This is a genomic window from Ideonella aquatica (assembly GCF_018069755.1).
GTDB classification, from domain to species: Bacteria; Pseudomonadota; Gammaproteobacteria; order Burkholderiales; family Burkholderiaceae_C; genus Ideonella; species Ideonella aquatica.
In genome coordinates this window covers 1-22,081 of sequence record NZ_JAGQDE010000032.1, presented here as the reverse complement: position 1 = coordinate 22,081, position 22,081 = coordinate 1, and the positions used below count along the sequence as shown (strand labels likewise).

The 22,081-nt window shown below is 69.6% G+C and carries 17 protein-coding genes; 2 read left to right on the top strand and 15 right to left on the bottom strand.

Annotated features, from left to right (window positions below; genetic code table 11):
* Positions 1 to 7: 7 nt before the first annotated feature.
* Positions 8 to 3,160, bottom strand: coding sequence for an ATP-binding protein (locus KAK06_RS21695; RefSeq protein WP_210804258.1), 3,153 nt, complete (start codon positions 3,158 to 3,160; stop codon positions 8 to 10).
* Between the two features lie 23 nt (positions 3,161 to 3,183).
* Positions 3,184 to 4,905, bottom strand: a complete 1,722-nt coding sequence (locus KAK06_RS21690) for a hypothetical protein (protein ID WP_210804257.1) — start codon at positions 4,903 to 4,905, stop codon at positions 3,184 to 3,186.
* Between the two features lie 200 nt (positions 4,906 to 5,105).
* On the opposite strand from KAK06_RS21690, the gene KAK06_RS21685 reads away from it, so the two are divergent.
* A complete protein-coding gene (locus KAK06_RS21685; RefSeq protein WP_210804256.1) occupies positions 5,106 to 5,684 on the top strand; it encodes an outer membrane lipoprotein in 579 nt (192 codons plus the stop codon).
* Here KAK06_RS21685 and KAK06_RS21680 read toward each other — a convergent pair.
* Genes KAK06_RS21680 through KAK06_RS21645 form a run of 8 tightly spaced genes read right to left on the bottom strand, consistent with a single transcriptional unit; the run spans position 5,669 to position 14,502 of the window.
* Entirely contained in the window at positions 5,669 to 6,406 is a 738-nt protein-coding gene (locus KAK06_RS21680) for an HAD-IA family hydrolase (RefSeq protein WP_210804255.1), read from the bottom strand. The two genes, KAK06_RS21685 and KAK06_RS21680, sit on opposite strands and share 16 nt — an antisense overlap.
* Positions 6,407 to 6,413: 7 nt before the next feature.
* Positions 6,414 to 7,451 carry a class II fructose-bisphosphate aldolase gene (gene fba, locus KAK06_RS21675; RefSeq protein ID WP_210804254.1) on the bottom strand — a complete coding sequence of 346 codons (1,038 nt, stop codon included), beginning with the start codon at positions 7,449 to 7,451 and terminating at the stop codon, positions 6,414 to 6,416.
* 27 nt (positions 7,452 to 7,478) lie between these two features.
* Entirely contained in the window at positions 7,479 to 8,669 is a 1,191-nt protein-coding gene (locus KAK06_RS21670) for a phosphoglycerate kinase (RefSeq protein WP_210804253.1), read from the bottom strand.
* Positions 8,666 to 9,676 carry a type I glyceraldehyde-3-phosphate dehydrogenase gene (gene gap / locus KAK06_RS21665; protein ID WP_210804252.1) on the bottom strand — a complete coding sequence of 337 codons (1,011 nt, stop codon included), beginning with the start codon at positions 9,674 to 9,676 and terminating at the stop codon, positions 8,666 to 8,668. The genes KAK06_RS21670 and gap overlap by 4 nt, the downstream gene beginning before the upstream one ends.
* A 24-nt stretch (positions 9,677 to 9,700) precedes the next feature.
* Positions 9,701 to 10,411 carry an HAD-IA family hydrolase gene (locus KAK06_RS21660; protein WP_210804251.1) on the bottom strand — a complete coding sequence of 237 codons (711 nt, stop codon included), beginning with the start codon at positions 10,409 to 10,411 and terminating at the stop codon, positions 9,701 to 9,703.
* A 13-nt stretch (positions 10,412 to 10,424) separates the two neighbouring features.
* Positions 10,425 to 12,479 (bottom strand): transketolase, encoded by a 2,055-nt coding sequence (gene tkt / locus KAK06_RS21655; RefSeq protein WP_210804250.1) that lies wholly within the window; start codon positions 12,477 to 12,479, stop codon positions 10,425 to 10,427.
* Positions 12,479 to 13,363, bottom strand: coding sequence for a phosphoribulokinase (locus KAK06_RS21650; protein ID WP_210804249.1), 885 nt, complete (start codon positions 13,361 to 13,363; stop codon positions 12,479 to 12,481). The genes tkt and KAK06_RS21650 overlap by 1 nt, the downstream gene beginning before the upstream one ends.
* A gap of 41 nt (positions 13,364 to 13,404) precedes the next feature.
* Positions 13,405 to 14,502 (bottom strand): class 1 fructose-bisphosphatase, encoded by a 1,098-nt coding sequence (locus tag KAK06_RS21645; RefSeq protein WP_210804247.1) that lies wholly within the window; start codon positions 14,500 to 14,502, stop codon positions 13,405 to 13,407.
* 116 nt (positions 14,503 to 14,618) lie between these two features.
* Here KAK06_RS21645 and KAK06_RS21640 point away from each other — a divergent pair, with 116 nt between their 5' ends.
* Complete coding sequence (locus KAK06_RS21640; RefSeq protein ID WP_210804246.1) at positions 14,619 to 15,563, top strand: LysR family transcriptional regulator; 945 nt, start codon at positions 14,619 to 14,621, stop codon at positions 15,561 to 15,563.
* 12 nt (positions 15,564 to 15,575) lie between these two features.
* Here KAK06_RS21640 and KAK06_RS21635 read toward each other — a convergent pair whose 3' ends face one another.
* The 5 genes from KAK06_RS21635 to KAK06_RS21615 form a co-directional block, all read right to left on the bottom strand.
* Positions 15,576 to 15,983 (bottom strand): hypothetical protein, encoded by a 408-nt coding sequence (locus KAK06_RS21635; RefSeq protein WP_210804244.1) that lies wholly within the window; start codon positions 15,981 to 15,983, stop codon positions 15,576 to 15,578.
* Between the two features lie 119 nt (positions 15,984 to 16,102).
* Positions 16,103 to 17,185 carry a hypothetical protein gene (locus KAK06_RS21630; protein ID WP_210804243.1) on the bottom strand — a complete coding sequence of 361 codons (1,083 nt, stop codon included), beginning with the start codon at positions 17,183 to 17,185 and terminating at the stop codon, positions 16,103 to 16,105.
* A 118-nt stretch (positions 17,186 to 17,303) separates the two neighbouring features.
* Entirely contained in the window at positions 17,304 to 19,583 is a 2,280-nt protein-coding gene (locus tag KAK06_RS21625; RefSeq protein ID WP_210804242.1) for a nitric oxide reductase activation protein NorD, read from the bottom strand.
* A gap of 1 nt (position 19,584) precedes the next feature.
* The gene (locus KAK06_RS21620) at positions 19,585 to 20,388 is read right to left on the bottom strand and encodes a CbbQ/NirQ/NorQ/GpvN family protein (RefSeq protein ID WP_210804241.1); all 804 of its coding nucleotides are present in this window, start codon (positions 20,386 to 20,388) and stop codon (positions 19,585 to 19,587) included.
* Between the two features lie 8 nt (positions 20,389 to 20,396).
* Positions 20,397 to 21,779, bottom strand: a complete 1,383-nt coding sequence (locus tag KAK06_RS21615) for a ribulose-bisphosphate carboxylase (protein WP_210804239.1) — start codon at positions 21,777 to 21,779, stop codon at positions 20,397 to 20,399.
* Positions 21,780 to 22,081 lie beyond the last annotated feature (302 nt).

Sequence of the window (22,081 nt, the reverse complement as noted above, 5' to 3'; positions counted from 1 at the left end):
GGGATCCTCAGAGGGCGTTCAGCCAGTCCTTGAACGGATGCGTGTTCTTGTCCAGCTTGCCGCCGTGCCAGCACATGTAGATCTCGGCAAACCACTCACCTGGCGCCCGCCACTGGTAGCCGGTGACCCCCTTGGCGCGCTCGGCGAGCTTGTAGCTGACCCAGTTGTCCGGGTAGGCCTCCTGGTAGACCACGTCACCGATCGCCGCCGCCTTGGAGTCGGCATGGCTGTACCAGATCTGGCCGGTGGTGGCCGCCGTGTACCAATCGAGCACCGCCTGCCGGGCCTTCTCCCATTTGACGGCACCACCGGCGTAGTCGGCCGGCATGACGGCGGGTGCCGGATCCTGGCCGTTGATCAGTTGGCGCACGAAGGTCTCATCGAACTGTTTGGCGGCAGCGACCGCCTTGGCGATCGGCGCCAGATCGGTGTAGACCTGCCAGCCTCCGAAGGCGTCCTGCCCCATCTTGCTGTTCATGAAGCCCAGCCGGTCGTCCACCGCATGGCCGATCTCGTGCAGCGCGGTCATGTTGAACAGGTTCTTGGGCGTGGCGTCGATCGGCGCGTAGTCATCCTGGTTGTTGTGACCCAGGGCCTCCATGCGCGTGTCGGCGTCGAACTTCTCGGTCTTGCCGTCATCGGGCCGGCCGTTCATGATGACCTTCTTGTCGACCCAATTGAACGCACCGCCGCCGCTGTAGGGCTTCTCCAGCGACACTTTCTTGAGGCTGGGCTGCTTGGCGTGACCGCCAGGCACCTGCGCCAAGGCCTCCCACATGCCCTGGGCAGTGATCGTGGCCTTGCCCCGGTCGCTGTGGCTGGCCAGCGTCACGGTGGTGCCATCGGGCTGGGTCTGCTGGACCCGCCGGTCACCCATCTGGATGCCAAAGCGTTTCTCGGCCAGCTTGCAGATCAAGGCGTAATCGGCTTCCGAGCCGAGCGACCGGACAAAGGCATCGAGCTTCTTCTCGCCGCCGGGCAGCTTGAGCAGCGCCTCGGCCTGCGCCACCACCGCCGGGTCATTGGGATTGGCCTGGGCCAGCGAGGCCACCCGCAGCGCAGTCAGTTCGGCCTCGGCCTGGTCATGCCCTTGGCGCGCGCCGGCCAGGTCGAGCTTGGCCAGCGCGTCGGCGGCCTTCTTGATCAACGCGTCGATCGCCCGGACATCGGCGCCACCCGACTTGGCATCCTGGCTGCGTTGGCCCAGGTCGGTGGCACGCAGATCAAAGGCCTGGATGTCCGCCACCCAGCGGTCGATCTCGCCCGCCCGGGCCAGGGCGGCGGCGATCTCTGTTTGGGTGGCCGGGGCGTCACCGGCCTTGTGGGCCTTCTCGGCGGCAGCCAGCAAGGTCTTGAGCTCACCGTGCTGACCCGCCAGCGCCTTGAAGCTGCCGGCCTTGACCTGTTCACCCAGTGTCTTGACACGTTCACGCAGCAGGGTCAGGCCCGCCTCGGCGCTGCGCTGGGCCTCGTGGCTGGCCCAGGCGGCGGCGATGTCCTTGGCGACCTGGGCGATCAGTTCGCCCGCCTTGTCCAGCGTACCCTCGCCCACCAGCTTCTGGGCCTTGTCCAGGCTGGCGCCGGCGGCCTTGAGCGACTTGGACAGCGCATCGGCGATGGGCGGCTGGGCCAGTTGGGTGAGTTCGGTCCGCAGCTGCTCCATGACCTTGCCCAGCGCAGTGGCGTCGGCCCCGGGCCGGGCCGCCTCGGCGGCGCCCGCCGTGGCCTCCAGCTGCTTGGCCAGCGTCTCGGCACTGGCCATCTCGGCGCTGAGGCGGTCGATGAAGACGCGCGCCCCCAGCCAGTCGGCAACCTCGGGCTTGACCCGCTCGCCGGCCTGGGCGCGCAAGGCCTTGAGGGCCTCGATGGCCGCTTGAGGCCGCCGGCCATCGGCCAGCTTCTCCAGGGCCTCCAGGCGCTTGTCCAGGCCGGCCAGGTCGTTCAGGGCCGCAGTGGCCAGGCCGGCGGACGGGGCCAGCGCCAGCGCCTCGGTGCGCACGGCCTCGCAGATGGCGGTGGCTTCCTCGAAGCGCAGGGCCGTCAGCGCCGCCGCCGGGTCGGCCTCGGCGGTCAGGCGGGTCTCGAGCACGCCGGCACGCGCGGTCAGCGGGGCGCAGGCCTTGATCGGCGCCAGCGCGCTGACGGCCGCGGCGCGGGCCTTGACGAAGACATCTCGCCGCAATGTGATGTCCAGCCCACGCTGCTTCAACTCGCCCACCGCCGTCGACATCAGGTTCAGCGAGGCATAGTCGCCGGCCGCCACCTTGCCCGGCACGCTGGCCAGCAGCGTCTGCAGCGTCTTGATGCAGTCGTCCTTGATGAAATCGGCCTGCGGCGCGCTTTGCAGGTTGTTGATGGCATCGTTGAGTTCCTGCTCCAGCCAGCGCTTCCTGTCAGCGGCCATGTTCTTGGCGATGGCCTTGACAGCCACGATGGCCTGGTCGTACTGGCCAGTGGCCAGTGTGGCCTGGGCGTCGGCCGCGTTGAGCTGGTTCTGGTAGCCGGTGTAGGTGGCCGCGGTGGCGTACATGTCCGCCATGGTCTTCAAGGTCCCAGTGGCCGGCGCGCGGGCGATGCGGTAGTCGTTGAACTTGCCCGCGGCTGCCAGGGCCTCGTCGCAACGCTTCTTGGCGGCGTCGATCTTGGCCGTGGCTTGCGGGTACTGCTTGGCGTCGTTCAGGCGGATCGCCTCGTTCCAGTCGGTGCGCGCCTGGTCGGTCCAGGGCTTGACGTGGGCCGCCTGGGCGTGGGCATCGAGCTGGCCGAGCAGCACCTTGACCGCCTCGCGCTTGGCCACGAAGCCGGGGTTGCCCTTCTCGGCCTCGACTTCCTTGCGCACCGCCTTCTTGATCGCGTCCAGGGCCTCGTAGGCCTCGCGCAGCACCGCCTCGCCAGCGTCGCGCAGCGCGCCCCGGATGCGGTTCTGGATCTGGCCGACCTCGTTCTCGAAACTGGCGATCAGGCCGCCCAGACTGCCCGACTTCTCCAGCGTGGCCAGGTCGGTGAGCACCTTGCCCTCGCGCCGGGTGTAGTTCTCGGCGGCCTTGCCGATCGCCTCGTCGGTCTTTTGATCGGGGCTCTTGAACAGGCCGGTGCGCTTGCGCGGCTGGACGCCCAGCTTGCCGGTGATGAACTGTTTCTGAAGGGCAGTGAGCTTCATCGCGGTGATCTCTCCTGGGGTCCTCAGGCCGCCTGCAGGCGCTCGGCCAGCTGCGACAAGGTCTGTTCCGCCTCGGTGCGGATGTCGGTGTCGAGGAAGCCGTTGTCGTCGATCTCGGCGATCAGCGGGTCGGAAGCCACAAAGGCGCGGTACTCGGCGACGATGGCCTGGGCCTCGCGGTGGCGTTGCTGGCGCTCGGCGCCGCTGGCCGCCAGGGCCTCGTCGAGCTTGTCGATCAGCCGGGTGTCAAGGCGATCGAGCAGGCCATGCAGGCGGCGCAGGCCGGCGGTCAGCTCTGCCTCGTCGAACTCGTCCTCGTTCTCGGTGTCGGCGTTGTGGGCACGCACCTGCTGGATCACGGCCTGCTCCAGCGCGTCCAGTTGCGACCCGACGCGCTGGCGCAAGCCATCCCAGGCCAGCCGGCTCTGCTGCAGCGCGACCAGCCCGCCACCGGCCGATGCGGCGGCCGTGGCGAGCCAGGCCTCGATGCCATCCAGCAGGCCATGGGCCTCGTCGAAGGCCTGCTTGCCCGCGGCCGCCACCGCCTGCGCCATGCGGGCGCGCTGTTCGGCGGCACCATCGCGGCCGGCCTCCAGGGCGCTTTTGAGCGTGGCGGTGAGCTGGGTGATTCGGGCCTTGAAGCCGGCCATGGCCTCAGCGCCGGACGGCGCCTCGGCGCGGGGCGCCGCCGCCGCTTTCTCAAGGAGCTTGGCCACCGCGTCCAGACCCTGGTGGGCGGCGCGGTACAGGCCATCCGCCGCCTTGCCGGTGGCGAAGTCCAGCAGCGGCTTGAGCTTGGCCACCTCGGCCGCACCGGAAGCCGCAAAGCGGTCGATGGCCGCGCGCATCTCGCCCAGGCGGGCGTCAAAGCGGGCCTGTTCGGGATCGGGCGCGGGCGCGGCGGCAGGGGCGGCGGCAGGGGCGGCGGGGGCCGCCTGGGCCGGCGCCTCAGCCGGGGCGGGCTCGGTGCGTTCGTCACGTTCGGCACGCGCCGCGGCGGCCGCTTCTGCCGCAGGCACCTCGCGCGCGGGCGCGGGCGCCGCCGCCGCGGGATCGGCCGCCCTGTCCTCGGTCTCGACCAGGTCGCCGTCGTCGTCCACCTCATTGGGGTCGGCACCGCGGGCGCGCACCTTGTAGCGCTGCTCGGTCTGCTTGAGCAACGCCGCCTTGAGCTTCTTGGCAATGCCGGCGGGCAGCGTCTCCAGCACAAAGGTGTAGGCGTTGGCCTCGAAAATGCACTGTGCCGGGAAGTACTTGATGCTGCCGCCATCAAATTCGCCCGCCAGCAGCTTGCGCGCACTGGCGGTGATCGGCCGGCGCGACAGCATCACCGCCGCCAGCGGGCCGCCCAGCGCAATCAGCGCATTCATCGGATTGCCCTTGCGGACCTCGCGCATCAGCGGGATCAGCTTGGTGGTCAGCTGGGCCGGGCTGGCCTCGTCGTCCTCGGCCTCTTCCTGGGCCTTGGCAGCCGCCTTGGCGTCCTGCTCGGAGAGCTTGCGCTGCTTGGCCACTGCCTTGCCGATATCGACCACCTGGCTGGCCAGCTCCTTGTCGGCCTTGTTCGCCTTGGCCAGCGCATCAGCCTGCTTGTCCAGCTCATCCAGGGCCTTGAGCACGGCGTCGGGGCCGGCACGCTCGGCCTTGGCCAAGTCGCCCAGCGCCTTGAGCAGGGCCGCGTCCTTGTAGCTGCGGCCCTTGGCAAACTTTTTCCATTCGGCTTCGGTGAGGATCTTGTCGGCCATCTCGGGTTCTCCGCGCATCTCGGGGCAGCACAGGGGTGGGCAAGAATACTCCCAGATGAGCGCGGCTCCCAGCCCGGCGCCCCCCTGTCCAAGGGACCTCGCCCGCCCGACACCGCTGTTTACACCCGCGACATGCGCCCCCCGCGGCGCCGGCCGACAATCTCCCCTGTCAACCTGACGCGTCCACCGATCGTTGCCCCATGATGACCCCTTCGCGACTGCTGCCTCTGGCCCTGCTGACCCTCACGTTGGGGGGCTGTGTCGTCACGCACCCTGACCGGGTTCCGTCCTACCAGACCCAGCGCCTGCAATCGGTGCAGGAGGCCACCGTGGTGGCCGTGCGGCCGGTGGTGATTGATGGCCGGCAAAGTGGTGGCGGCTCGGCCATCGGGGCGATCGCCGGCAGCGTCGCGGGCTCGCAGATCGGCGGCTACCGTGACGGCTTCGTGGGCAGCATCGTAGGCTTCGTGGCCGGCGCGATGATCGGCAACGCGATCGAGCGTGATGCCACCCGCAGCAACGGCATCGAGCTGACCTTGCAGATGCGCAATGGCGACAAGCGCATGATCGTGCAGGGTCAGGGCGCCGAAGTCTTCCAGCCCGGCGATGCGGTCAGCGTGGTCAGCGACGGCTACCGCGCCCGGGTCAGCAAGGTGGGCGCCGGTGCGGGCCAGACGGCGCCAGCCGGGCCCACGCTGCCGCCGCCGGTGCTGTCGGCCCGCCCGGCCGTGCCGCCGCCGGCCACCGGCGCCAGCGCGCCGGTCTACACGCCGCGCTGAGCCAGCGCGGTGCAGGCCGCGTGGCGCTCGCGCAGCGTGGCCACGCCCAGGCTGTCCTGTGGCGCGCAGATCCAGCCGCGCCAGGCGCCGGGCAGGTCGACCGCCGGGAAGTACACGCTGGGGCGCAGCATCACCGGCACGGCTGCGGCCTGCGCCGCCTGGCCGCCGGGCGTGGAGTCCTCGATGGCCAGCGCCTCAGACGGGTCCAGCCGCAGCCGCGCCAGCGCGCGGTCGTACACCTCGGGGTCGGGCTTCTTGCGGGCCACGTCCTCGCCGCACAGAACGGCCTCGAACAGCACCGGCCAGTCCTCGCCCAGCAGGCGCGGCATCAGCGCGTCGACATTGCTGCGGCTGGTGGTGGTGACGATGGCCTGGCGCAGGCCGGCCGCAGCGGCCTCGCGCATCAGGCCCAGCACACCGGGACGCGCGTCGATGCGCCCCTGCGCCACCAGCGCCGCGTAGTGGCGGTTCTTGGCGGCATGCAGGCGCAGCACCAGATCCTCGCGCTCGGTGGCGCTGGCCGGGGCATCGGCGCGCGCGCGCATGTCGGCCAGCAGGCGCTCGCGCCCGCCGGTCACGTGCAACAGCTCGCCATAGCGCCGCTCGTCCCAGCCCCAGTCCAGGCCCAGCTCGGCAAAGGCCAGGTTGAAGGCCACGCGGTGGCCGTCACGCTCGGTCTCGGCGATCGTGCCGTCCACATCCCACAGCAAGGCCTTCAGCATCGCGCGCTCATTGGTAGCGGCGCACCATCGCGTCGAGCGCGACCGGCTTGATCTTGCTGGCCTGGCCGGCGCAGCCAAAGGCCTCGAAGCGCGCCTGGCAAATGCCCTGGGCCGCCTTGGTGGCCGCGGCCAGCGCCTTGCGCGGATCGAACTCTGAGGGCTGGGTGGCGAAGAGCTGGCGCATGGCGCCGAACATCGCCAGCCGGATGTCGGTGTCGATGTTGACCTTGCGCACACCGCTGCCGATGCCGCGCACGATCTCCTCCACCGGCACGCCGTAGGTCTCCTTCAGCTCGCCGCCGTACTGGCGGATGATCGCCAGCCACTCCTGCGGCACGCTGGAGCTGCCGTGCATCACCAGGTGGGTGTTGGGGATGGCGGCGTGGATCTGCGCGATGCGGTCGATCGCCAGCACCTCGCCGGTGGGCGGGCGGGTGAACTTGTAGGCGCCGTGGCTGGTGCCGATGGCGATCGCCAGCGCGTCCACGCCGGTGCGAGCGACGAAATCCTTGGCCTCGGTCGGGTCGGTCAGCATCTGGTCGTGGCTGAGCTTGCCCACGGCGCCGACGCCGTCTTCCTCGCCGGCATCGCCGGTCTCCAGCGAGCCCAGGCAGCCCAGCTCGCCCTCGACGCTCACACCCACCGCATGGGCCATCTCGCAGACCTTGGCGGTGACGTTCACGTTGTAGTCGTAGCTGGCCGGCGTCTTGGCGTCCTCCATCAGCGAGCCGTCCATCATCACGCTGGAAAAGCCCGAGCGGATCGCCTGGATGCACACCGCGGCCGATGCGCCATGGTCCTGGTGCAGACACACCGGGATATCGGGGTGGGTCTCGATCGCGGCCAGCACCATGTGGCGCAGGTAGGCCTCACCCGCGTACTTGCGCGCACCGGCGCTGGCCTGCAGGATCACCGGGCTGTCGGTGGCCTGCGCGGCCTGCATGATCGCGTGGATCTGCTCGAGGTTGTTGACGTTGAAGGCCGGCACGCCGTAGCCGTGCTCGGCGGCGTGGTCCAGCATCTGGCGCAGCGAGATGAGTGCCATGGAAGTCTCCTGGTTGCAAATGGGTTGTCAGGCGGCCCTGCGGCTGAGGATCTCGAAGGCCGGCAGGGTCTTGCCCTCCAGCACCTCCAGGAAGGCGCCGCCGCCGGTGGAGATGTAGCCCACGTCCTGCTCGATGCCGTACTTGGCAATCGCGGCCAGCGTGTCGCCGCCGCCGGCGATGCTGAAGGCGTCCGATTCGGCGATCGCGCGGGCGATGGCCTCGGTGCCTTTGGCGAAGGCGTCGAACTCGAACACGCCCACCGGGCCGTTCCAGACGATGGTGCCCGCGGCCTTGAGCTGCGCCGCCAGCTTCGCCGCCGTCTTCGGCCCGATGTCGAGGATCAGGTCGTCGTCGGCCACGTCTGTGGCGGCCTTGACGGTGGCCGGCGCATCGGCCGCGAAGGCCTTGGCGGTGACCACGTCCTCAGGAATGGGCACCTCGGCGCCGCGCGCCTTCATCGCGGCTATCACCGCGGTGGCCTCACCCAGCAGATCGGGCTCGGCCAGGCTCTTGCCGATCTTCAGGCCGGCGGCCAGCATGAAGGTGTTGGCGATGCCGCCGCCGACGATCAGGCCGTCGACGTTCTTGGCCAGGCTCTGCAGGATGGTCAGCTTGGTGCTGACCTTGGAGCCCGCAACAATCGCCACCAGCGGGCGCTTCGGGTTGGCCAGGGCCTTGCTGATCGCGTCAATTTCAGCCGCCAGCAGCGGGCCGGCGCAGGCGATCTTGGCGAACTGGGCGATGCCGTAGGTGCTGGCCTCGGCGCGGTGGGCGGTGCCGAAGGCGTCGTGGACGAAGATGTCGCACAGGGCGGCCATCTTCTTCGCCAGGTCTTCGTTGTTCTTCTTCTCGCCCTTGTTGACGCGGCAGTTCTCCAGCAGCACCACCTCGCCGGGCTGCACGGCCACGCCGTCGACCCAGTTGGACACCAGCTTGACCTCGCGGCCCAGCAGCTCGCCCAGGCGCTTGGCCACCGGGGCCAGCGAATCTTGGGCAAGAAAGGAGCCCTCGGTGGGGCGGCCCAGGTGGCTGGTCACCATCACCGCAGCGCCGCCTTGCAGCGCCATCGCGATGCAGGGCACCGAGGCGCGGATGCGGGTGTCTTCGGTGATGTTGCCGGCGTCGTCCTGTGGGACGTTCAGGTCGGCGCGGATGAAGACGCGCTGGCCCTGGGCCTGGCCGTCGCGGACCAGGTCTTCAAAGCGCAGCACCTTCATGCCAGATCCTTGCCGATCACGCGCGCCATCTCCAGGCACTTGTTCGAGTAGCCCCACTCGTTGTCGTACCAGGCCACGACCTTGACGAAGGTCTTGTCCAGCGCAATGCCGGCCTCGGCATCGAACACCGAGGTGCAGGACTCGCCGCGGAAGTCGGTGGCCACCACCTTGTCCTCGGTGTAGCCCAGCACGCCCTTCATCGCGCCCTCAGAGGCGGCCTTCATCGCGGCGCAGATGTCGGCGTAGGACGCTTCGTTGTTCAGCGCCACCGTCAGGTCCACCACCGACACATCGCTGGTGGGCACGCGGAACGCCATGCCGGTGAGCTTCTTGTTCAGCTCGGGGATCACCACGCCCACCGCCTTGGCGGCACCGGTGCTGCTGGGGATGATGTTCTCCAGGATGCCGCGGCCGCCGCGCCAGTCCTTGTTGCTCGGGCCGTCCACGGTCTTCTGCGTGGCGGTGGCGGCGTGCACCGTGGTCATCAGGCCGCGCTGGATGCCGAAGCTGTCGTTCAGCACCTTGGCCACCGGGGCCAGGCAGTTGGTGGTGCAGCTGGCGTTGGAGATGATCGCCTGGCCGGCGTAGGTCTTGTCGTTGACGCCGTAGACGAACATCGGCGTGTCGTCCTTGGACGGGGCCGACAGGATCACCTTCTTGGCGCCGGCCTTCAGGTGGGCCTCGGCGGTTTCCTTGGTCAGGAACAGGCCGGTGGACTCGATGACGATGTCGGCGCCCACGTCGCCCCAGGCCAGCTCGGCCGGGTTCTTCACCGCGGTCAGGCGGATCTTCTGGCCGTTGACGACCAGGTGGTTGCCATCAACGCTCACTTCACCCTTGAAGCGGCCGTGCACGCTGTCGTACTTCAGCATGTAGGCCAGGTAGTCGGGCTCGAGCAGGTCGTTGATGCCGACGATCTGCACGTCCTTGGCGAAGTTCTGGATGGCGGCGCGGAACACCATGCGGCCGATGCGGCCGAAGCCGTTGATACCGATCTTGAGGGTCATGACAATCTCTTCAATGCAGGAGGATCAGGTCAGCGCGGGCGCGTAGCCCCAGGCGCGGTTGGCCTCGACCACCAGCTCGGCGATCTCGGGCAGGCTGTTGAAGACGCGGTCGGGGTGGGCCAGCTGGATCGGCTCGCCACTGTTGTAGCCCCAGGGCACGGCCCAGGCCTCGGCGCCGGCCGCGCGGGCGGTCTCGACATCGGTGCGTGAATCGCCGACGTGCGCGGCGCGGTGCGTCTGGCCGCCCAGCACGCCCAGCACATGGTGCAGGCCGGCCGGGTCGGGCTTCTTCTGCGGCAGCAGGTCGCCGCCCACCACGTAGTCCAGCAGGTCGGCCAGGCCGCAGCTGCGCAGCACCTTGGTGGCGTATCGGTGTTCCTTGTTGGTCAGACAGGCCACGCGCACGCCGTGCTCGCGCAGGGTGCGCAGCGCATCCCGGCAACCCGGGTAGGGCTTGGCGCTGAGGCCGGCGGTGGCGCCGTAGTGGGCGTCCAGCCGGGCCAGCACCGCGTCGGGGCGCAGCGTATCGGCGCGCTCGGGTTGCTCCAGCAGCACGTGGGCCATCAGCCGCATCATCATGTGGCGGGCACCATGACCGATGAAGCCGGTGATCAGGGCCGGGTCCTGGCGGGGCACGCCAAACTCTGCCAGTGTGCGGTTGGCCGCTTCGGCAATCTCGTCGGCGGTGTCGACCATCGTGCCGTCGAGGTCGAAAGTGATGACGCTGTAGCGCATGGCAAGGCCCCGGTCAGTTGGAAGATCGCTCGATCTGCGGCTCGCGCTCGATCTCCTCGGCCACCAGGGCCGCGAGGTGATCGGCGGTGAAGCCGAAGGCCTTCATCAGCGTGGGGCCCGGGGCCGACTCGCCAAAGCGGTCGATGCCCAGCACCGCGCTGCAGCCATAGGCGGCCCACAGCTTGCTGCTGCCCGCCTCCACTGCCACGCGTGGCAGGTGGCGGCCCAGCACCGATTGGCGCCAGGCAGCGTCCTGCTGATCGAACACGCTGGTGGACGGCATGGACACCACGCGCACCGCCAGACCGCGTTCGTCCAGCAGCGCCTGCGCCTGCATCGCCAGCGCCACCTCGGAGCCGGTGGCCACGATCACCGCACGTGGCTGCGGCCGGTCGGACAGCACATAGCCGCCGCGGTGGATGGCCGCGGTCTGCTCGGGCGTGCGCGGCTGGGCCGGCAGGTTCTGGCGTGACAGCAGCAGTGCACTGGGCCGGCGCTTGCTCATCAGCGCATGGCCCCAGGCGACGAAGGTCTCGGCGGCGTCACAGGGGCGCCAGACATCCAGGTTGGGGATCAGGCGCAACGACGACGCATGCTCCACCGGCTGGTGGGTGGGGCCGTCTTCGCCCAGGCCGATGGAGTCGTGCGTCAGCACGTGCACCACGCGACGGTTCATCAGCGCCGCCATGCGGATGGCGTTGCGGCTGTAGTCGCTGAAGGTCATGAAGGTGCCGCCAAAGGGGATGAACCCGCCGTGCAGCGCGATGCCGTTCATGATGGCCGACATGCCGAACTCGCGCACGCCGTAGTTGATGTGGCGCCCGCCCGCCTCGCCACCACGCACCGCGCCGCAGCCCGGCCAGTCGGTGAGGTTCGACGCCGTGAGGTCGGCCGAGCCACCCAGCAGCTCGGGCACGCGTGGCCCCAGCTCGGCGATCGCCTGCTGCGAGGCCTTGCGCGAGGCCACGGTCTCGCCGCGCTGCTGCACCGCGGCGACGGCGCTGATCCAGTCAGCCTCGAAGCCCACAGGCAGCTCGCCCGCCATGCGCCGCTCCAGTTCGCGCGCCTCGGTGGGGAAGAGCTTGCGGTAGGCCGCCCAGCGCGAACGCCACTCGCCCTCGGCGTCGGCGCCACGGCCGCGCGCGTCCCACTGCGCAGCCACATCGGCCGGCAGCTCGAAGGGCGCGGCGCTCCAGCCCAGGGCCTCGCGGGTGGCGGCGATTTCGGCCGCGCCCAGCGGCTCGCCGTGCGCCTTGGCTGTGCCCTCGCGGGCGGGCGAGCCCTTGCCAATGGTGGTGCGGCAGATGATCAGCGTGGGCTGAGCACGCTGGCCCTTGGCGGCGGTGATGGCCGCGTCCAGCGCGTTCACGTCATGGCCATCAACCGGGCCGATGACGTTCCAGCCACAGGCGCGGAAGCGGCCCGCGGTGTCATCGGCAAACCAGGGCGTGACGCCGCCGTCGATGCTGATGCCGTTGTCGTCATACAGGGCCACCAGCTTGCCCAGCTGCCAGGCGCCGGCCAGCGAGATCGCTTCCTGGCTGATGCCCTCCATCAGGCAGCCATCGCCCAGAAAGACCCAGGTGCGGTGGTCGACGATGGCGTGGCCGGGGCGGTTGAACTCATCGCCCAGCAGCTTCTCGGCCAGCGCCATGCCCACCGCATTGGTGATGCCCTGGCCCAGCGGGCCGGTGGTGGTTTCCACGCCCGGCGTGTGGTCCACCTCGGGGTGGCCGGGCGTGAGGCTGCCGCGCTGGCGGAACTTCTTCAGCTCGTCCATCGGCAGCGCATAGCCGGTGAGGTGCAGCAGCGCGTACAGCAGCATGCTGGCGTGGCCGTTGGACAGCACGAAGCGGTCGCGGTCCCACCACTGCGGGTTGGACGGGTTGTGCTTCAGGTGGCGGTGCCACAGCGCCTCGGCCATCTCGGCCATGCCCATCGGCGCGCCGGGGTGGCCGGAGTTGGCCTGCTGCACGGCGTCCATCGCCAGTGCGCGCAGCGCATTGGCCAGCAGGTTGCGTTGTCCGTTGTCGGGGCGGACCACCCGGTCGTTGGAGGTGCTGGCCATCACAGCGCTCCCAGGGCGCGCTTGCGCCGTTCCATCATCCGCCAGATATAGGGCGTGAAGATCAGCTGCATCGCCAGCTCCATCTTGCCGCCCGGCACCACCAGGGTGTTGGCGCGCGACATGAACGAGTCGTTGACCATGTTGAGCAGATAGGGGAAGTCAATGCCCTTGGGGTTGGCGAAGCGGATCACGCAGATCGACTCATCGGGGGTGGGGATGTCGCGCGCGATGAAGGGGTTGGAGGTGTCGACCACCGGCACGCGCTGGAAGTTGACGTGCGTGTGCGCGAACTGCGGGCAGATGTAGTGCACGTAGTCGGGCATGCGGCGCAGGATGGTGTCGGTCACCGCCTCGGCGCTGTAGCCGCGCACGTTCTTGTCGCGGTAGAGCTTCTGGATCCACTCGAGGTTGATCACCGGCACCACGCCGATCAGCAGGTCGGGGTGGCGGGCGATGTTGATCTCGGGCGTGACCACCGCGCCGTGCAGGCCCTCGTAGAACAGCAGGTCGGTGCCTTCGGGCAGGTCCTCCCAGGGCGTGAAGGTGCCCGGGTCCTGCTTGTAGGGCGCGGCCTCGACCGGGTCGTGCAGGTACTTGCGGCGCTTGCCGTTGCCGGTTTCGGCGTAGCTGCGGAACAGCTGCTCCAGCTCGGGGAACAGGTTGTTCTCGGGGCCGAAGTGGCTGAAGTGCTTGTCGCCGGCCTTCTCGGCCTCGGCCTGGCGCTTGCGCATCTCCAGGCGGTCGTAGCGGTGGAAGCTGTCGCCCTCGATGACCGCGGCAGTGACGCTCTCGCGGCGGAAGATGTTCTCGAAGGTGCGCGTCACCGACGAGGTGCCGGCACCGGACGAGCCGGTGATGGCGATGATGGGATGTCGTTCTGACATGGCGGGTCTCCTGTGAATCGAATGCGGTGCGGGCCGGTGCGTCAGTCGCGGAACAGCGAACGCTCGGAGAAGAGCGGATTCGCGCTTTCCTTGGCGGCGGGCTCGTGGTGGTAGCGCTCGATGCGCTCGACCTCGTTCTTCGAGCCGAACACCAGGCCGATGCGCTGGTGCAGGCCGCTGGGCTTGACGCCCAGGATGGGCTGGCGGCCGGTGGAGGCGCGGCCACCGGCCTGCTCCATCAGAAAGCCCACCGGGTTGGCCTCATAGAGCAGGCGCAGGCGTCCGGGCTTGGACGGGTCCTTCATGTCGCGCGGGTACATGAAGACGCCGCCGCGCATCAGGATGCGGTGCGCCTCGGCCACCATGCTGGCGATCCAGCGCATGTTGAAGTCCTTGCCGCGCGGGCCGGTGGCGCCGGCCAGGCATTCGTCCACATAGCGCTTGACCGGAGGCTCCCAGAAGCGGCTGTTGGAGGCGTTGATCGCGAACTCCTTGGTGTCCGCCGGCACCCGCACATCGCTGTGCGTCAGCATGAACTCGCCCAGGTTGGGGTTCAGCGTGAAGCCGGCCACGCCGTTGCCCACGCTGAGCATCAGCATGGTGGTGGGGCCGTACAGCGCGTAGCCAGCGGCGACCTGGGTGGCGCCGGGCTGCAGGAAGTCCGCCTCGGTCACATCGCGGCCGCTCTTGATCACGTCGTCGGGCGCACGCAGGATCGAGAAGATGCTGCCCACCGAGACATTGACGTCAATGTTGCTGGAGCCATCCAGCGGATCGAAAACCAGCAGGTACTTGCCGCGCGGGTAGCTGCCGGGGATCTGGTAGGGCAGCTCCATCTCTTCAGAGGCCATGCCGGCCAGCAGGCCGCTCCACTCGTTGCGGCGGATGAAGACCTCGTTGCTGACCACATCCAGGCGCTTTTGCACTTCGCCTTGCACATTGATCTCGCCGCCCTTGGCATCGGGCAGCGCATCGCCCATCGCGCCGCCGAGCTCGCCAAAGGCCACCGCGCGGGCGATCGCCTTGCAGGCCAGCGCCACGTCCAGGATCAGCGCGTTGAGCGCACCGCTGGCCCCGGGAAAGCGGCGCCGCTCCTCGATCAGGTACTGGGTGAGCGTGCTGCGGTTGGACAGTGGCATGGCGGGTCTCCTGGTGCTGTGTGGCCCGAAGGGACGGGCTGATGAGGATCGAATGTAGGAACGTGGATGTTTAAGGTAAATTCATTGATATTTGGCTCCTGATTCAGGAGAACTTAATGAAGACCGTGACCTTCCGCCAGCTCCGGGTTTTCACGGAGGTGGCGCGCCACCTGAGCTTTGTGCGTGCCGCCGAGACGCTGCATCTGACGCCCCCTGCGGTGACGATGCAGGTCAAGGAGCTGGAGGCGGCGATCGAGCTGCCGCTGTTCGACCGCCAGGGCCGCAAGGTCAGCCTGACCACCGCCGGCGAGTACTTCCTGGTCTACGCCAAGCGCCTGCTGGCCACGCTGAAGGACGCCGATGTGGCGATGAGCCGCTTCCGCAAACTGGAGACCGGCATCCTGACCGTGGGCATGGTGGGCACGGCCAAGTACTTCGTGCCGCGGCTGCTGACCCGGTTCAGGGAAGAGCACCCTGGCGTGGAGGTCAAGCTGCAGGTGGGCGCCAACCGCGAGCAGCTGCTGACCATGATGACCGCCGCCGAGGTGGACCTGGCCATCATGGGCCGACCGCCCAAGGAGCTGGCCACCCGCGCCGAGCCCTTTGCCGCACACCCGCATGTCTTCGTGGCGCCGCCGAAGCACCCCATCTTCCGCAGCGGCCACCCGCCGGTGTCGGCGCTGGCCAACTACCCGCTGATCGTGCGCGAACCGGCCAGCGGCACCCGCGCGCTGATGGACCGCTTCTTCCAGGCCCACCGCGTGGAGCCGCGCATCGCCATGGAGATGCCCAGCAACGAGACCATCAAGCAGGCGGTGATGGCCGGCATGGGCCTGAGCTTCCTGAGCCTGCACACGCTGGGGCTGGAGCTGCGCGCGGGCGAGATCGAGCTGGTGCACGTGGAGGACACGCCGGTCATCCGCACCTGGAACGTGGTGCACCTGCCCTCGCGCGTGCTGTCACCCGCGGCCGAGGCCTTTCGCTACTTCATCATTGAAGAGGGCGAGAACTACCTGGCCGAGCATGACCGGCCGTGGCTGCAGCCAACCGCCGAGGGCTGAGCCCGACGCCGCTCAGCGCCGCCGGCCCATGGACAGCAGGTCGCCGTCGTTGACCTCGCAGGCCGGATCGGACCCGTAGGCGGTGTCCATCACCCGGCCATCGTCGCCCACGCCCACCATGAACCACTGGCAGAAGGGCGCGTCGTAGCGGTAGGCCCAGACCGTCTGCGGCGGCCGCGCCACGCGGAAGCGCTTGGCCGGCGGCCCGATGCGCCGGCGCAGATCCTCGGTGCTCATGCCCGCCACGATGGTGGCGAAGTTCGCCTCGGTCAGCACCTGCTCGGCCGACAGCAGGCGCTCGTCAGCGGCGAAGCGCAGCTGGTAGGTGAACTTGCCGAAGGGGCCGGTGGCGTACTCCAGCACGCGCTGGCCGTTCTCGCCGGGGAATTCATAGGTGGGATAGCCCAGGCGGGCGACCACGCCGTTCAGCGGCTCGCCGGGGGTCCAGCGGGATGGCGTGGCTCAGGCGCAGAGCAGCAGGGCCAGCGTGGCAGGAGCAAGGGCGCGCATGGCCCCATCCTACGCCCGGTGAGGGCCCCTCAGGGCGTCAGCAGATACGCCCGCGATTGCCCGCTGAGGGTGTTCTGCGCCTGGCCGACGATCCAGCCCAGGTTGTTGATGGCCGTCGCACTGGTCAGCACCCAGCCAGCAGCGCGGGTGGGCGCGTCCAGCAGGTCGTTCAGGTCGATGACGCGCTGGCCCTTCCACAGCGTGGCGCGGTAGAAGAACCCCCCGGTGGCCTGGCTGGCGCCGACGATGTGGCCGCGTCGGTTGATGCCCTGGGCCAGGCTGTTGTCGCCGCCCAGCGTGCCCAGGTCGGTGACCACGCCCAGGGTCCAGCTCACCGCGCGCAGCGCGGTGTCACCGGGCACGCTGGCGTAGCCCACCACGGTGCCACTGCGGTTGATGCCCAGGGCAAAGCCCAGGTTGCCGCCCAGCGTGGGCAGCGCGGTGGCCGCGCCCTGGTCCCAGACCACGCCGCGCGTGCCGCTGTCGCCCGCGGTGCTGCTGTAGCCCACCACCACGCCCCGGGTGTTGACCGCATAGGCGGCGCTGGTCTGGCCACCGATGGTGCCCAGGTCGGTGGCCTGCCCCTGGCTCCAGCGGCCCGCCACCGACTGCAAGTCGCCGGTGCGCGTGGATTCGCCCACCACGTCGCCCTTGGCGTTGATCCCGTTGCCATAGCCGGCGGTGCCGCCCAGCGTGCCCAGGTCGGTGGGCGTCAGGCCGTCCCAGCGCACCACGTGCAGGTCGCGGTCGCCCGCCAGCAGCGAGTAGCCGGCGATCTGGCCGGCGTCATTGATCGACTGCGCCGCGCTGCTGCTGCCGCCCAGCGTGCCCAGGTTGGTCATCGTGCCCGCTTGCCACAGAAAACCCCGCTGGGAGCCATCGGGCATCTGACTCCAGCCCACCACCTGACCGGCAGTGTTGATGCTGATCGCGCTGCTGGAGGTACCGCCCAGGGTGCCCAGCTCGGTGAAGGTGTAGGGCGCGGCCTGGCAGGCCGCCGCGGCCAGCAGTCCACCCGCCAGCGTCCATGTCCGGAGCCATCGGCGCGCGCGACGTGCCGGCTCCTGGTGGAGCATGGGCGAAGCATCCAAACGGGTGGGGGTGTTCATCATGGCCGGCATCCTCTCGCTGTGGTCGTGGCCGGCGGCCGGGATGGCACGACGGATGCGAACGATTCTGCGGGCCACCCGGGCGCGCCGCCAGACTGGCAAACGCGGGATGCGCGGTGCGTCAGCGGGTCAGCGCCGCGAAGACTTCCGGCAGCCGCCGCGGCAATTGCTCCACCCGGTCGACCACGCTGAACCGCTTGCCGAAGATGCGCCGCAGGTAGTCGTCCGCGGCGCGGTCCACACTGACCGCGTGCACCGGCAGGCCCTGGCCGGCCAGCGTGCGCACCGCGTGGGCGGCGTCGGCCACCAGGTGCAACGGATCGGGCGCGTCGACATCACTGGGCACGCCGTCGGTCAGCACCAGCATCAGGCGCTGGTCGGCGGGGCGGGCCAGCAGCGCGTCGCCGGCATGGCGCAGCGCGGCACCCAGGCGGGTACTGAAGGCCCCCTGCACGCCGGCCAGGCGGGCGGCGGGGGCGCCGTCGGACCAGCGCTCGCCAAAGCCCTTGAGGTGCCACAGGCGCACCTCATGACGGGTGTTGGAGTGAAAGCCGACGATGGCCAGCTGGTCACCCAGCGCGTCCACCGCCTGCGCCAGCAAGGCCACGGCGGCGCGGCTGAGCGACAGCACGGTCTCGCCCGCCGCGCCGGGCACCGGGTCGTTGACCGAGGCGGACAGGTCCAGCAGCAGCGTGACGGCGAAGCGCCGGCCTTCGGGGCGGGTGCTCATCTGCACGCGGCTGTCCACGGCCTGGCCGCTGGCGCGGGCGTCGACCAGGGCGCGCACCGCGGCGTCCAGGTCCAACTCGCTGCCCTCGTCCTGGCGGCGCAGGCGCGCGCGGTCTTGCGGGCGCAGGTGCTGCAACAGGCGCTGCAGATGGCGCGCGGTGCCGGCGTGGCGTTGCAGCAGGCACTCGATCTCTGAGGCATCACCGGCGGGCTGCAGATGGTCGTAGACGCTGACCCAGTCGGGGCGCAGCTGCTGCGCGGCCTCGTCCCATTCGGGGTGGCGGCGTGGCGGCAGGCCCTGCTCATCGGCCGGGGGCGGGCGCCGGGCCTCGTCGTCAAAGGCCTGTTCTTCGTCGCCGTCCTCGATGAAGCGCCAGAGGTGGCGGTTGTCGTCGCGCCAGTCGACCTGGGTGTCGCGGAACACGACGTCGGCGAACTGGTCGCTGGCGCGGCGGCTGCGGGCGGCCCAGGCCAGCGCAAGGCGGGCCATGGCGGCGCTGTCGGCCCCCTCGGCCAGCGCCGCATCGAAGGCGGCCAGCGTGTGGTCCTCCAGCTCGTCCTTGGGCGCGCCGAACAGCAGCGCGTGCGACAGGCGGGTGAGGCGCACGCGCAGGCCGCTTTGATGCGATTCGTCGACGCTGTCGAGCAGTGGGCACGGGTGCAGTGCCAGGATCGCGCCACGCAGGCCGGGGCAGCGCTGCAGCAGCAGGCGGTCGATGCGGGCGTCTTCGAAGCACTCCACCGCCAGGCGCTGCAGCGGGCTCCAGTTGTCGGCCACCAGCGCCTGGCCGTGGCGGCGGTGCAGCGCCAGGTGGCCGATCATCAGGCGATAGCGGGTGCTGGCGCTGACGCCGTTGAATGTGTCGAGCACCTCGGGCAGGCGCAGGCCCCACAGCGGGGTGTCGGCGTCGCCGTCGTTGGCCAGCCAAGGCTGGGGCAGCGGTGCCTCGGCGTCCACGGGTTGCGGCACCAGCGTCGCGTCCCACTGCCACAGTGATTGCAGCGTGCACTGCAGCCGGCGCTGCAGGTCCATCAGCAGCGTGCCGTGGCGCTCACGCTGCAGCAGCGCGCGACTGTCATCGGACTCGGCGGCGAAGAAGGCGATCTGGCGCTGCGGATGGCCGCCGTGGGCACGGATGCCGGCCTCGATCCAGCGCGCCAGGCCCTCCAGCGGCACCTGGGCCACCAGACGCGGCGCGGCCTGCAGCAGCGCCGGCAGACCGGGGCTGGGCTCGGTGGCGTGGCGGCCGTGGATGGACACGCTGGTGCGCTGCATCAGCCCCACCACCAGCTGCAGGTAGCGGCGCAGCGCGGGCTCGGACGGCAGGCGCCGCGCCACCGCCGGCAGGCTCTGCAGCAGCGGCGCGATGGCGCGGCCGTTGGGCGACTTCTGGAAGGCGCCGATGGCTTCGCGCAGCGGGTGGTAAGCCGCCTCGCCCGCGACGGCGGCCACCTCGGGCCAGGCTTCGAGCGCGGCCAGCACCGGCTCGGGGCCGCGGCCCAGGCGGGCCAGCCAGGCACACAGATCCATCCATTTGGCGGCGCCGGTGTCGCTGAGCAACGGCAGGCCGCGGTCCAGCGCGTCGTCAAAGACCGCCTCCACCTCGGGGAAGACGCGGCCCAGGCGCTCGCGCCAGAGGGGGTGGCGGGTGCTGGCCTGGGGCGCGAGCATGTCAGGTCAACAGCGCGTCGATCGCGTGTTCCAGCGATTCGCGGATGTCGGCGTCGTCGGTGATCGGCTGCACCATCGCCATGCGGGCGGCGGCCGCGGGTGCCACGCCGCGCTGGATCAGCGTGCCGGCGTTGACCAGCAGCCGGGTGGAGATGCCCTCGGCCAGCCCGTGGCCCTTGAGCCGACGCGCGGCGTGGGCCACCTCGATGAGTTGCGCGGCCAGGGGTGCGGCCACGCCGGTCTCGGCCACCAGCACCGCGGCTTCCTGGGCTGCGGCGGGATAGTCGAAATCAAACGCGCAAAAGCGCTGACGGGTGCTGGGCTTGAGGTCCTTGACCAGGCTCTGGTAGCCAGGGTTGTAGGAGATGACCAGCTGGAAGTCGGGGTGGGCGCGCAGCAGCTCGCCCTTCTTGTCCAGCGGCAGCTGGCGGCGGTGGTCGGTCAGCGCGTGGATGACCACCACGGTGTCCTGCCGAGCCTCGACCACCTCGTCCAGGTAGCAGATGCCGCCATGGCGGGCGGCCAGCGTCAGCGGGCCGTCCTGCCAGCGGGTTCCGCCGGGCTCCAGCAGGAAGCGGCCGACCAGGTCGGCGGCGCTCATGTCCTCGTTGCAGGCCACGGTGACCAGCGGGCGGCCCAGCTTCCAGGCCATGTGCTCGACGAAGCGGCTCTTGCCGCAGCCGGTGGGGCCCTTGAGCATCACCGGCAGCCGGGCGGCCCAGGCGGCTTCGAACAGCGCCACCTCGTCGCCCTGCGGCTGGTAGCGAGGCTCGGCGGTGATGCGCCAGTCGTGCAGCGGGTCCATGGTGCAGCTCAGCGGTGGACGCCGGCGAGCTTCTCGCGCCACCCCGGATAGAGCGCGTCGGCGTCCTTCGGGAAGCTCTCGAAAGCGCGGGCGAATTCCTGGTGCTCCTTGGCCCACTCGATCGGGTCGGCCTTGGCCTTCCAGCAGTCATAGGCCTGGCGCAGGCTGCGGGCGCCGGCCGCCGGGCTGTCGATGTGGCCGTAGCTGCCGCCACCGGCGGTGTTGATGACGTTGCCGTGGCCCAGGTTCTCGAAGAAACCCGGCAGGCGCAGCGCATTCATGCCGCCCGAGATGATCGGCGTGGTGGGCTTCATGCCGTACCACTCCTGGTGGTAGACCGGGCCCTGGTAGCTGTCGCGCTCGATGATGTAGGCGATGGCGCGGTCGTCCTTCTCGCCTTCCATCTTGCCGTAGCCCATGGTGCCCACGTGGATGCCGCTGGCACCCTGCAGGCGCGACATCTTGGCCAGCACGTAGGCGGTGTAGCCACGCTTGGCACTGGGGCTGGTGACGGCCCCGTGGCCAGCGCGGTGGTAGTGCAGGTACTGGCCAGCGAAATTGCGGCGGGCGGTGGTGATCATGCCCGGGCCGCCGACATAGCCATCCACCAGGAAGGCCACCTTGTCGGCGTCGGGGCCGAAGGTGTCCAGGATGTACTCGCCGCGGGCGATCATCTCGTGGTGGTCGTCGGCGGTGATGTTGGCCGAGAACAGCTTAGCCTCGCCGGTCTCGTCCATCGCGCGTTTCATCGCGTCGTAGACCAGCGGGATGGTCTTCTTCATCGGCGCGAAGACCTGGTTGCCCTGCGGCTCGTCGTTCTTGATGAAATCGCCGCCCAGCCAGAACTCGTAGGCCGCCTTGGCGAAGGGCTCAGGACGCAGACCCAGCTTGGGCTTGATGATGGTGCCGGCGATGTAGCCGCCGTTCTGGACCGGGCGGCCCAGGATGCGCCAGAGGTCGGAGATGTCCTTGCTCGGGCCGTCGAACAGCTGAATGGCGCGCGGCGGCACCCAGAAGTCGATCATCTTGGCGTGCTGGATGTCGCCCATGCCCTGGTTGTTGCCGATCGCCAAGGTCAGGAAGCTGACCATCATCATCCGGCCATCGGTGATGTTGCGGTCGAACAGGTCCAGCGGATAGGCGATGCGCATGTCCTCGTTCGACTCGTCGATGTAGTAGACCAGCGCATCCACACCCTTGGTGAACTCGTCGGTGGTGCTGACCTCGACGTTCGTTCCCGTAGAGGACTCTGCCGCAAAGTGAGCAGCCGCTTCCAGATAGCCATGCCCCGCCTTCGGCTTCATCTTGTAGGCCACCAGGATGTGGCGGCCGGCCTTGATCAGGTCCTCCTCGCGCAGGCTGAGGTCGGCGTAGCGGTTCGATTGGTCCATGGTGCGGGTCTCCGTCTGGGATGCGATGGAACGCATGCTAGAAAGACCCTTTGATAAGAGGAAGTCAGTTGTTTTGACTTCTCAGTTAAGTATCTTCTTAACGCTTAGCAGACTGCTCCCTGCCCGTCGCAGAACGCCACCGGTGGATGCAGCCAAGGCCTGAGTGGACTGGGGCTGGCGGCGCTGTCGGGGGCGCCGAGGAGCGCAGACGCCCCGGGGCGCGCGCCGCAGGCGCGCTTCGTGAACTGACTTGGTCGACACTGTTTGACCGCAGCGAGCCGCAGGCGAGCGCAGGGAGTTTG